The 12,221-nt window shown below is 43.8% G+C and carries 11 protein-coding genes; 5 read left to right on the top strand and 6 right to left on the bottom strand.

Going from position 1 to position 12,221, the window contains the following annotated elements; genetic code table 11:
- Positions 1 to 6 precede the first annotated feature (6 nt).
- Both DKT73_RS17715 and DKT73_RS17710 read right to left on the bottom strand, forming a co-directional pair.
- Positions 7 to 858: a carbohydrate ABC transporter permease gene (locus DKT73_RS17715; protein WP_111639847.1), complete on the bottom strand. Its 852-nt coding sequence runs from the start codon at positions 856 to 858 to the stop codon at positions 7 to 9.
- Complete coding sequence (locus DKT73_RS17710; protein ID WP_111639846.1) at positions 858 to 1,733, bottom strand: carbohydrate ABC transporter permease; 876 nt, start codon at positions 1,731 to 1,733, stop codon at positions 858 to 860. Before DKT73_RS17710 ends, DKT73_RS17715 begins: the two co-directional genes overlap by 1 nt.
- Positions 1,734 to 1,936: 203 nt before the next feature.
- Between DKT73_RS17710 and DKT73_RS17705 the strand changes: the two genes are divergently transcribed.
- Together DKT73_RS17705 and DKT73_RS17700 are read left to right on the top strand one after the other, a co-directional pair.
- Positions 1,937 to 2,719 (top strand): IclR family transcriptional regulator, encoded by a 783-nt coding sequence (locus tag DKT73_RS17705; RefSeq protein WP_111639845.1) that lies wholly within the window; start codon positions 1,937 to 1,939, stop codon positions 2,717 to 2,719.
- A gap of 16 nt (positions 2,720 to 2,735) precedes the next feature.
- Positions 2,736 to 3,839, top strand: a complete 1,104-nt coding sequence (locus tag DKT73_RS17700) for an ABC transporter ATP-binding protein (protein ID WP_111639844.1) — start codon at positions 2,736 to 2,738, stop codon at positions 3,837 to 3,839.
- 59 nt (positions 3,840 to 3,898) lie between these two features.
- Here DKT73_RS17700 and DKT73_RS17695 read toward each other — a convergent pair whose 3' ends face one another.
- Positions 3,899 to 4,609, bottom strand: a complete 711-nt coding sequence (locus DKT73_RS17695) for a dienelactone hydrolase family protein (RefSeq protein WP_111639843.1) — start codon at positions 4,607 to 4,609, stop codon at positions 3,899 to 3,901.
- A 161-nt stretch (positions 4,610 to 4,770) separates the two neighbouring features.
- Between DKT73_RS17695 and DKT73_RS17690 the strand changes: the two genes are divergently transcribed.
- Both DKT73_RS17690 and DKT73_RS17685 read left to right on the top strand, forming a co-directional pair.
- Positions 4,771 to 5,595, top strand: a complete 825-nt coding sequence (locus DKT73_RS17690) for a pyridoxamine 5'-phosphate oxidase family protein (RefSeq protein ID WP_111639842.1) — start codon at positions 4,771 to 4,773, stop codon at positions 5,593 to 5,595.
- Between the two features lie 41 nt (positions 5,596 to 5,636).
- Positions 5,637 to 6,038 (top strand): GFA family protein, encoded by a 402-nt coding sequence (locus tag DKT73_RS17685; RefSeq protein ID WP_111639841.1) that lies wholly within the window; start codon positions 5,637 to 5,639, stop codon positions 6,036 to 6,038.
- A gap of 68 nt (positions 6,039 to 6,106) precedes the next feature.
- Here DKT73_RS17685 and DKT73_RS17680 read toward each other — a convergent pair whose 3' ends face one another.
- Positions 6,107 to 6,244, bottom strand: a complete 138-nt coding sequence (locus DKT73_RS17680; RefSeq protein ID WP_157959205.1) for a hypothetical protein — start codon at positions 6,242 to 6,244, stop codon at positions 6,107 to 6,109.
- 421 nt (positions 6,245 to 6,665) lie between these two features.
- On the opposite strand from DKT73_RS17680, the gene DKT73_RS17675 reads away from it, so the two are divergent.
- Positions 6,666 to 7,037: a methionine-R-sulfoxide reductase gene (locus DKT73_RS17675; RefSeq protein ID WP_232827921.1), complete on the top strand. Its 372-nt coding sequence runs from the start codon at positions 6,666 to 6,668 to the stop codon at positions 7,035 to 7,037.
- Positions 7,038 to 7,411: 374 nt separating this feature from the next.
- Here DKT73_RS17675 and aceF read toward each other — a convergent pair whose 3' ends face one another.
- Both aceF and aceE read right to left on the bottom strand, forming a co-directional pair.
- Entirely contained in the window at positions 7,412 to 9,334 is a 1,923-nt protein-coding gene (gene aceF / locus DKT73_RS17670) for a dihydrolipoyllysine-residue acetyltransferase (protein WP_111639839.1), read from the bottom strand.
- Positions 9,335 to 9,430: 96 nt separating this feature from the next.
- The gene (gene aceE / locus DKT73_RS17665) at positions 9,431 to 12,097 is read right to left on the bottom strand and encodes a pyruvate dehydrogenase (acetyl-transferring), homodimeric type (RefSeq protein ID WP_111639838.1); all 2,667 of its coding nucleotides are present in this window, start codon (positions 12,095 to 12,097) and stop codon (positions 9,431 to 9,433) included.
- Positions 12,098 to 12,221: the final 124 nt, after the last annotated feature.

Here is a 12,221-nt window from a genome sequence, read left to right as displayed (position 1 = left end):
GATCAATTACCCTTTTGTTGCACCCAAAGTTAAGCCCGCAATAAAATGGCGCTGCATGGCAAAAAACAAAATAACCGGCGGTAAAGCGGCAATAACAGAACCTGCCGCAATCAACTGCCAAGATGCCATCCATTGACCTTTTAAGGCACTGATACCCGCGGTAATCGGACGCACTTCATCGCTTTGCACCAAAACCAAAGCCCAAAAGTAATCGTTCCATATAAAGGTAAAGATCAATACGGACAAAGCCGCTAACGCAGGACGGACCAATGGCAACACAATGTGCCAAAAAATCTGCCACTCACTGACACCTTCGACACGCGCCGCTTCAATCAGCTCATCAGGCAAACCGACAATAAAGTTACGCATGAACAAGGTGCAAAAACCGGTTTGAAAAGCAATATGAAAAAGAATCAAGCCAGACGCGGTGTCATACAATCCCATACCGATCGTTAAATCACGTACTGGAATCATTAGAATCTGAAAAGGCACAAAATTACCGGCGATAAAGGCAGCAAACAGCGCGATGTTGCCCCTAAATTTAAACTTCGCTAAGGCATAACCCGCAAGCGTAGAGAGGGCTACGGCACCCAAAACGGCCGGTAAGGTAATCAGAATAGAGTTGAGTAAATACCGCACCATAGGCGTTTCTGTAAACACTAGGGCATAGTTTTCGAACAGCATCCATTCAGAAGGGATCCCCCAGTAATTACCGGCATTTATGTCCGCAGTCGATCTGGCGGACGTTAACATCACCGCAACCAATGGCAGCAACCACAGTATCAAAGCGATCCATACCGCTACGCGGTAGCTCAAATTAAAAGGCAACGATCTTTTTTCAATAGGCGTTGGAAACATTAGGCTTTCTCACTCTTCAGCATACGCCACAAGAAGTAGGCGATATAAATATCCATAATCAAGAACAACACAGTCGCTATCGCCGCCCCATAACCAGCACGATAGTTAAAGATAGATTGCTCGTACATGAAGTAAGCAAGGACGCTCGACGTGCCAAATGGTCCGCCACTGGTCATGGTTGCCACCAAGTCAAAACTGCGTAACGCACCAATCACAGTCACCACCACAGCGATAAAGGTAGCGGGACGCAATTGCGGCAAAATCACATGGCGCAGCATTTTCCAACCATGAGCACCGTCTAAACGCGCTGCTTCAATTTGGTCGGGATTAAGATTATTCAAACCTGTAAGGTACAGGATCATACAATAAGCAATTTGCGGCCAAAGCCCTGCTACTATGATGCCGAATGTCACCCAATTTTCGTCCGATAACACCGCCACAGGTTCCATTCCAAATAGGCCAAGCGCCTTATTAAAAAGCCCAAATGATGGATCATAAAACCAAGAAAAAACTAAGCCGACAACTACTTGCGAAATAACGAAAGGAAAGAAAAACATAGACTTAACTAAACGTATGCCCATGATTTTTTGATTAAGAAAGAGCGCAATACCCAATCCGATTGGTGGCGCCAACATGAAAAAAACCATCCAATATAGATTGTTTTTTAACGCCACCCAAAACTGATAATCGTCAAAGAGTTCTATGTAATTACGAAAACCGACGAAGGTTTTTTCACCTATTCCATCCCATTCATAAAAACTCAACCAAATACTTTGAAGAATAGGAAAAATAACGTAGACCACAAACAAAATGACTGCTGGCGCTAAGAACAAAACCGGCATCCATTGCTGTTGCTTGCTATGCAACTTCTGCATGGCGCACATACCTCTTATTTTTATTAATTTATAAACCGCCCTACTTGCTACCTAAATTTAGCTTCAAGCAACTCGTCTAATAAAATAATGGAATAAAGTTCCATTTTTTGCAATACTCAATTTAGAACATTTTTTCAGGCCTCTTTTTTGAGGCTAAATAGACCTTAGAAAATTATAAAAATAGACATTAAGGAAGCCTAACCATGACAGAGCAAGACAATAAGAGCGGAGGCTCGTCATTAGACAAAGCACTTAGCCTATTGCAAGAAGTTTGCATGACGCCAATACCGCTTCGCTTTGCTGAATTGGTTGATAAAACCGATTTACCCAAGGCGACTGCCCATCGAACTCTGACATCCCTCTCTGAAAAGGGATTGATTCGTTTCGATGAAGCAACGCAACTCTACCATCCGGGTTATGGCTTACTTGAGTTAGCCCATCAGGCTTGGTCAAAAATTGACGTGCGTGACATTGCCGCGGATCAAATGAAATTGCTCTGGGATGAAACCGGAGAAACCATCCATCTTGCCGTTCTGGATCGTGGCGATGTCATTTACATCGACAAACTAGAAAGTCAAAAAAGCTTGCGCTTATTTTCTGCCGTCGGAAAAAAAGGACCCGCCTATTGCACTGGCGTCGGTAAAGCCATGATGGCGTTTCTCAATGAAGAGCAATTAGCCGCTGCCATTCAAGAACAAAGCTTCGTAAAACACACTGACACCACTCTGATAAACGAAGCGATGCTGCGAAACGACTTAATAAAGATTCGTGAGAGTAAAATCTCACTCGATTTAGAAGAGCATGAAGAAGGCATTCAATGCGCCGCTTCGGTGATTTTAAACCACAGAAACGAACCTATTGCCGCGCTAAGTATTACCGCACCTAAATTCCGTGTAGACGACGCGCGCTTCCAACACTTTCAAACATTGGTCAAAGACGCCTGTAAGAAAGTATCCACCCGAATGGGGGCTATGGCCTCTAACTAACAAAGGAAAGTCCATTATGGCGACGATAAAACTAACAAACGTCATCAAACGGTTTCAAGACATTGAAACCATTCATGGCGTCAATTTAGATCTAGAAGATGGTGAGTTTGTAGTCTTTGTAGGCCCATCTGGTTGCGGTAAATCCACACTACTGCGCTTAATTGCCGGCTTAGAAGATATCACCGATGGTAAATTAGAGATCAATGGCATCAATATGAACAATGTCGCGCCAGCCGATCGCGGTGTTGCCATGGTATTTCAATCCTACGCGCTTTATCCACACATGACAGTGGAAGAAAACATGAGCTTTGGCTTGCGTATGAACGGTGTCGCACCCGACAAAATCAAAGCACAAGTTAGTAATGCTGCCAACATTCTGCAACTAAACGAATTACTGGATCGAAAGCCTAAACAACTGTCCGGTGGTCAGCGTCAGCGTGTGGCTATCGGCCGTGCTATCGTGCGCCAACCAGAAGTATTTCTTTTTGATGAGCCGCTTTCCAACTTGGACGCCGAACTTCGCGTTGATATGCGCATTCAAATCGCTCAATTACATAACCGTCTAAAAGCCACCATGATTTATGTGACTCACGATCAAGTCGAAGCCATGACGTTAGCTGACAAAATCGTTGTTTTACGTGCGGGTAATGTGGAACAAGTGGGCTCACCTTTAGAGCTGTACCACAATCCAGCCAACGAATTTGTAGCAGGGTTTATTGGCTCGCCAAAAATGAATTTCTTAGACGGCAAAATTCTCAGCATAGATAACAAAGACGTTGCGGTTATAGACATTGCAGGCCAAAAGATCGAACTAGAAGTGGATGGCACAAAAGTATCCGTTAACGAGAGTGTTAAGCTCGGCATCCGCCCAGAACACGTCAAAGAAAACACCCAAGACGCAGACATCGTATTGAAAATCGACATCGACGTCGCCGAACATCTTGGCGGCCTAACCTATTTGTACGGACAATTCAAAGGACACAAACTGACCATTGAAGTCAATGGTGCCAACCTAACCCGCCATGGTGAGACCATAGAAATCGGGCTCAAAAAAGCAGATTGCTACTTATTTAATCGTGATGGCGACGCATTGGTTGATAGACCAGTACCTGCACGCTAACGTCATGATCCCCGCGTAAAACGCTTTATGCGGGGATTTTGGTAAATAAGGCTTTCAATTTAAATAAACTCTTCTAGGAAATTCGCTAAGTAGCGATAACCACGTTGCGCCGTCTGTGGGTTATATTGGCTTCCATGTTCTGGGTTGTTCGCACTTGGTAACATAAAAGAATGAACCGTATTACTGAAATCCATAAACTGAAAATCCATCGCTAGACTCTTCCAATAACGTTTCGCTTCCTGAGCATCTTCATTTGTCACTAAGTGATCATCATAGCCATTCAACACTAATATTTTTGCTTTGGTGTTGGCTTTTTCGGCAGACTGGGCACGGAAAAAACTCATCAACCCATGAAAACTCACCGCTCCAGCACTATTTTCAAGATGCAGACCTGCTTCCAACGCCAATCGACCACCTAAACAAAAACCAACATGGACAATGGTTTTGCCATGAATAGCATCACAAGCTGATTGTGTCAGCTCATTCAAAAGCCTATGTAAAGGATCAGCTTCAGCAAGCAACGCCCCCATCTTCGCCATTTTTTCATCCATCTCGACTGGATTCTGATCGATACCATACAAATCCAGCGCGGTTGCTGAAAAACCTAATGATGCAATACGGTCAGCAATGCCTTTTTCAAAATCTGTCAATCCAGAAAAGGTTGGCCAAATCACTACCTGGATATGACTTTTCTCCGAACTCAAACCATCTACTTGGTAATGCACTCGTTTCACATTGTCGTTGAATATCGATTCAAATGTCTGGCTCACTGGCAACCCCTTAAAGATTTCATGAATAATGTCTAATCAGTGTAACCAGCAAAATACAATGAAATCAATCTCCATGCTTATTTTCACCACTTTCTGATACACTTTTTGCTAATCGACTACAAACATTGATAAGCTCAAAACAGCATGATAAGGATGAAGTAATGACGCAACTGGCTTTAAGTGATCTCATTGGTAAGCAAGTACTCGGCGTAGCAGGCACTTATGGCGCTCTAGAGAACGAAATGGATGTTTATATTTGCGGTGTACACATTCTATCTGACACGTCCTTGGCGCTTTTCTTTCCCAATGGACATCAACTCAAAGCCAACCAAAAAGTTACCGTACATTTAGACAATCGTACCGGCGTATCTGAGTACGATGCTGATTTAAAAGTGTATCGTTCCTCTTTCAAAGGTATCGTGGCCTCAACATCGGGCAAAAAAGCACAACTAACGGCCATTGAATACGAAGTTTACTACGGTGCCAGCATCATTAAATCTTTCATGACAGATGACTACGAACATCCGAGCGACAATAGGCCTGCTGTTGATCTGCCACACAGTCCGCTTACTATTGCGCCCGAAATTGACGACAGAGATAACGATAATAAAATTGGCGTCTTAATGACTTACGCCAAACAACAACCGCATTCTACTGTAATGGCATTCTTATCCTCTGTTGACGACGATATTTTCTTTATTACCTTCCCAAGTACGTTTAAAGCGAAACTGTTAAGTCGTAATAACCAGTGCTACTTTGCAATTGATGGCCGAGCCACCTTTACGTTTGAAGAAGCCATCGAGTGGAACTACAGCATCATCAAAAGTGATGTTTATGAAATCCCCAAAAGCAATCCAGTTTTCCAACAAATTCAAGAACTCTTTATCCAGAAAAATCCTTGGGAAATGGGCTTTTTTAGCCACCCAGAAGTCACAATGTATCATCTTAAAGCGACAAAAGTCGTTTGCCCAAAGCGTAACTATTAATTAGAAAACGGGGAAAGCATCCCTCAACCAAGGAGAAAACCATGTTATCTGGAAGCTGTTTATGCAATGGCGTGCAATACGAAATAAAAGGCGAATTGGGCGACATCATGCAGTGTCATTGTCAAAAATGTCGTAAAGCCAACGGCTCAGCGTTTGCCGCCAATGCGGCTATTCCAACCACTGCCTTCACGATTTTAAAAGGCAAAGAGCTTCTGGCTGAATACGAATCGACTCCTGGTGTTTTTCGTGTTTTTTGCAAGCTATGTGCGTCACCACTTTATAGCCGACGCCCCAATATGCCAGAACTACTTCGTCTTCGTATCGGCACCTTAGATACAAAAATAGAGAGCAAGCCCTCATCACACATCTTTGTCGGCTCTAAAGCGGAATGGTATGAGATTTGTGATGACATCCCACAATATCAAGAACGCCCTTCTCTGTAATTTGTACGCTTGTAATAAAAAAGGGAAGTCGATAAGTTCAACTTCCCTTTTTTGATCATTGGCTGCGATTAATCGTCGTTTGAGTCATCCCAGAAGTCATCATCACTGTCATCTGAATCGCCATAATATGACTCATCGTCGTCTGCTTCATCATAGAAATCATCATTCTCATCATATTCATCACTTAGAGAATAATGGCTAGCCATGACTGACTCCGAAATAAAGAAAGTACTTGGTAGTGTTATAGTTTGTGTAGTGTGTAGATACATCAGACAGCCCTCCATTTTCAGGCCAATCAAACAGGAACGTTAAGCTTAGCAGGGAATATCCGATTTGGTAAAAGCAAATAAAATAGATTATATATTCTTACCATCTATAGTGGCTATTTGCTAAATTTACATTATAACCCTATAGCAAAAACATTCTCTGCCCCCATCAAACGGCCCGTTTTAGACACTAAGATCAAGTGCTAACACCCTGTTTCACAAGTCCAATATTCTCTCTATACTGCCCATACGAAAAGACTCGAACTCATCGTGCATATTATTGTCTTAGTCTACTGAGATATGACATGCCATAATTTACGCAAACCAAGTCCCTTTTAGTGAGCGGCAAGAGAGTGATGTTATGATGAACAAAACCTACAACAAACTGACGCCAGAAGAAGCAAGAGTCATCCTTGATAAAGGCACAGAACGGCCATTTACAGGCGAATACACCGACACAATGGAAGGCGGACTATATCTTTGTCGTCAATGTGATGCACCACTTTATACGTCTGAACACAAGTTTCTTTCTCACTGTGGTTGGCCTAGCTTCGACGACGAAATTCCCAATGCAGTTAAACGTGTGCCAGACGCAGATGGCCGTCGTATTGAAATCGTCTGCGCCAATTGTGACGGCCATCTAGGCCATGTGTTTGAAGGAGAAAGATTGACAGAGAATAACATTCGCCACTGCGTCAACTCCATCTCAATGAAATTCGTAAGCCAAGGTTGATTACTGACTTGGAAGTAAAAGGTTATAGGCAAACGCAATCCTTGTATTTCTTACCTATCGTTCAAGTGCTTATAACTCAACTCTGATACCAATTGACCTATCGCTATGTTGCCTAGGTCAATTACTCAAGATAAAAGATATCAATTTATTTTTGATCGCTGTAACTTTTCCGACCATTTATCTAAAACACTAAAACGGCGTTAGCCTGATCCTGTGCATAATTGCCTCTAAGACAATGAAAACGAAAAAACCTCATTACTAAATTAATAGTAATGAGTTTTTTTTGTTTACTAGAAGGTAACCACCAGCAGTAAGCAGAGAGACGCTCTTCCTGATGGTGATTTCCTGTCTTAGTACAGACCAAACTGTCTCATTTAAAGAGACAGACGACGTACATCGCTCAGTAATGAGTTCAAGAAGGTCATGAATCGACCCGCATCACCACCGTTAACCGCTCTGTGGTCATAAGACAAGCACAATGGCAACATGGTACGAGGCTCGAATTCTTTACCATTCCAGCGTGGCTCGATATCCGCTTTAGAGACACCAAGAATACCCACTTCAGGGCAGTTAACGATAGGCGTAAAGCCAGTACCGCCGATTGCACCCAAACTAGAAATAGTAAAACAGCCACCTTGCATATCTGCAGGTTTAAGCTGCTTATCAAGCGCTTTTTTGATCAACTCGCTTGCTTCTTTGGCAATCTGCACAACAGATTTTTTATCTGCATCACGCAGAACAGGCACAACTAAGCCAGCAGGTGAATCGACCGCAATACCAATATGTACATAATGCTTCTGGACATACGTTTCGCCATCAGCCATCAACGACACATTGAAGCTAGGATTAGCCACCATAGCCTGAGCCACTGCTTTAATAAGGAATGGAAGTGGTGTCAATTTCACACCTTGTTTTTCCATTTCGCCTTTCAAGCCTTTGCGGAACTCTTCAAGATCAGAAATATCCGCTTTGTCGAACTGGGTCACTTGAGGCACAACAAGCGCATTGCGAACCATGTTCTGAGCCGTTAGACGCTGGATCTTGCTCATCTTAACAATTTCGACATCGCCGAACTTGCTAAAGTCTTGATCAGGCACAGTAGGAAGACCAGAACCTGTTGCAACAGCAGCAGGAGCCGATACAGCCTTCTGAACAGCCGCTTTCACATAAGCATGCAAATCTTCTTTTATAATGCGACCACGAGGACCTGTAGGGCGAACAAGAGATAGATCAACACCAAGCTCACGAGCAAGCATACGGACAGCAGGACCCGCATGAACCTTTTTCGAAGGCTCAGATAATACAGCAGATTGATCCGCTGCAGGCGCTGCTTTTGCTGAGCTTACTTTAGGCTCTTCAGCCGCTGCTGGCGTCGCTTTTTCAACGGCTTTTTCAGCAACTGGCGCAGCTGGTGCAGAACCGCCTTCTACTTCAAGCTCAAGAACTAGATCACCTTCAGAAACCTTGTCACCGACCTTAATAGAAACGGACTTGACTGTTCCAGATTTCGGAGCTGGTATTTCCATCGACGCTTTGTCAGTTTCAAGAACGATAATGGAGTCGCCCTCTTTCACCTTATCACCAGCCGCTACCGCAACTTCGATAACCTCAACGCCTTCAGCACCACCAATATCAGGCACTTTAACAGACTCAACGCCACCAGAAGCAGGTGCAGCTGGGGCTGGAGCTGACGCTTTTGGTGCTTCCGATTTCTCTTCAGACGCAACAGGAGCGGATGATTCTGTTGTTATCACAAGGATGTCAGCACCCTCAGAAACAGTATCACCTACTTTGATCGCAATTTTGCCTATCTTACCCGTAAACGGAGAAGGGATATCCATAGAAGCCTTATCCGTTTCCAATACGATTAAAGAGTCACCCTCTTCGACCATATCGCCTTCAGACACACAAACTTCAATCACTTCTACATCCGTTGCACCACCAATATCAGGCACGGACACTTTCTCTTCAGCAGAAGAAGATGCCGTTGTCGCCTTATCAGCAGATTTTACCTGCGCAGATGCTTCTGCTTTTGGCTCAGGCGCTGTCGTTTCTGCCCCTTCAACCTCTATAACAAGAAGTTCATCGCCTTCAGAAACCTTATCGCCTTCTTTCACAGAAATGCTTTTTACTTTACCAGCCATAGAAGATGGAACATCCATGGAAGCCTTATCTGTTTCTAAAACAATAATAGATTGGTCTACTTCGATAATGTCACCAACCTTAATACTGATCTCGATAATCTCGACATCAGTCGCACCACCAATATCCGGTACTCGAATGATTTCAGTACTCACAGAAATCTCCTTTGTCTTATAGACGCATCAAACTTAAAAACTTATCTGGCTTAGGTAGAAAAATACACTAAGCCAGATACCTAGCTTGTCAGGTAATTAGCAAGTGACAGGGTTTGGCTTCTCAGGATCTAAACCAAACTTAGCAATTGCTCCACTAACTACAGATGCATCAATCACACCGTCTTTCGCCAGTGCATTCAAGGCAGAAACCACTACCCAATAACGGTTCACTTCAAAGAAGTGACGCAATTGAGCACGAGTATCACTGCGGCCAAAACCATCTGTACCAAGCACATTGTATGTGCCTTTTACGAATGGTCGAATTTGATCTGCGAACAATTTAATATGATCGGTAGAAGCAATAACTGGACCGTTGCCATTCAAGCATGATTCAACATGAGATACGCGAGGCTCAGACTCTGGGTGAAGCATATTCCAACGACTCACATCTAAACCTTCACGGCGTAGTTCGTTGAAAGACGTGACACTCCATACATCAGAGTTAACACCGTAATCATTGAAGAGAATTTCTGCAGCCGCTTCCACTTCACGAAGAATGACACCAGAACCAAGTAATTGAACTTGTTTCTTGTTGGCTTTCTTAGCATGAGATTTAAGCTTATACATACCCTTGATAATGCCTTCTTCAACACCTTCAGGCATATCTTCGTGTGTGTAGTTCTCATTCATTACGGTTAAGTAATAGAACACGCTCTCTTTTTCTTTATACATACGGCGCAGACCGTCTTGCATGATAACAGCGACTTCGTATGAATAAGTTGGATCATATGACACACAGTTAGGAATAGTGCCAGCAAGAATATGTGAATGACCATCTTCATGCTGCAAACCTTCACCATTAAGTGTGGTACGACCCGCTGTTGCACCAATCAAGAAACCACGTGCCTGGGAATCACCTGCCGCCCAAGCCAAGTCACCAACACGTTGGAAACCAAACATTGAGTAGTAAATGTACACAGGAATCATTGGAAGATTGCTGTTACTGTAAGAAGTCGCTAACGCCAACCACGCAGAAAATGCGCCTGGCTCGTTAATGCCTTCTTGCAAAATTTGACCGTCTGCAGATTCTTTGTAATACATGATCTGAGTATGGTCATGCGGCGTGTAGCGCTGACCTTCAGAAGTATAAATACCCAGCTGACGGAACATACCTTCCATACCGAAAGTACGCGCTTCATCCGCAACAATCGGTACAACGCGCTCACCGATATTTTTATCTTTAACCATGACGTTTAATGCACGCACAAACGCCATAGTAGTCGATATTTCACGACCGTTTGTTCCTGCGATCTGAGACTTAAACGCCTCCAAAGAAGGTACTTCAAGTGCTTCACAATCACGACGACGTACAGGGAAATCGCCATGCAACTCTTTGCGACGAGAACGCAAATATTGCATTTCTGGACTGTCTTCCGCTGGACGGTAGTAAGGTAAATCTTTCAGCTCTTCGTCACTAATAGGAATACCAAACTTGTCACGGAATTGAGCCAATGACTCTTCATCCAGTTTTTTCGTCTGGTGCGCAGTATTTTGCGCTTCAGCCGCTTTAAACATGCCGTAACCTTTAACGGTTTGAGCAAGAATGACAGTCGGCTGGCCTTTATGAGACGTGGCCTCAGCGTAAGCGGCATAAACCTTATAAGGGTCATGACCACCGCGGTTAAGATTCATGATTTCTTCATCCGTCATGTCTTTAACCATTTCAAGCAATTCTGGGTACTTACCGAAGAAATGCTCGCGGGTGTAAGCGCCGCCATTAGCTTTGTAGTTCTGAAGCTCGCCATCGCATACTTCATTCATACGTTTGATCAGCAAACCCTTGTCATCTTTTTCGAATAATGGGTCCCAGTGACGGCCCCACAAACATTTGATGACATTCCAACCAGCGCCACGGAATACGCCTTCAAGTTCTTGAACAATTTTGCTATTGCCACGAACAGGACCGTCAAGGCGCTGTAAGTTACAGTTAATAACAAAAATTAGGTTATCCAGTTTTTCGCGCCCAGCGAGAGCAATAGCACCTAATGATTCTGGCTCATCACACTCGCCATCACCTAAGAATGCCCATACCTTGCGATCACCTTGGTCAATCAAACCACGGCTATGCTGGTATTTCATAACATGTGCTTGGTAAATTGCCTGAAGAGGCCCTAATCCCATAGACACTGTTGGGAACTGCCAGTAGTCAGGCATCAACCAAGGGTGTGGGTAAGAAGAAATACCTTTGCCATCGACTTCGCGGCGGAAGTTATCAAGCTGCTCATCCGTCAAGCGCCCTTCAATGTAAGAGCGTGCGTAGATACCAGGTGAAATATGGCCTTGGAAAAAAACCATATCCGCTTCTTGTTTTTCGCTTGTGCCACGGAAAAAGTGGTTAAAGCCGATATCATAAAGCGTTGCTGCTGAAGAAAAACTCGTAATGTGGCCACCAAGTGTTGAGTCAACACGGTTTGCCTTCATTACCATAGCCAATGCGTTCCAACGAATAATAGAACGAATACGACGTTCCATGAACACATCACCGGGCAATGGCTTCTGATTTTCAGGAGCAATTGTGTTTCGGTAAGGCGTCGTAATAGACGACGGCATTGACGTACCAGCTTTTGAAGCTTCATTTGTCAAACGATTTAAAATGTATTGCGCGCGATCAGGACCTTCTTCGCGAAGGACAGACTCAAGCGCATCGACCCACTCTTTGGTTTCAATTGGATCGATGTCTTCGAGAATATGCTGCTCAGTCATCGTGTTAATAACTCCCGCTATTAGAACAGATACTTAACCCACCAAGGACATTATGTGTATTTAAGCCTTGGAGGCTACTTAAACGAACCATCAGAGCTTATATGTAAGCCCCAGCCGACCTAGG

Source organism: Marinomonas shanghaiensis (assembly GCF_003259175.1).
Classification (GTDB): domain Bacteria; phylum Pseudomonadota; class Gammaproteobacteria; order Pseudomonadales; family Marinomonadaceae; genus Marinomonas; species Marinomonas shanghaiensis.
Note: the sequence above shows the minus strand (reverse complement) of the source record. Positions and strands in the feature narration are given on the sequence as shown.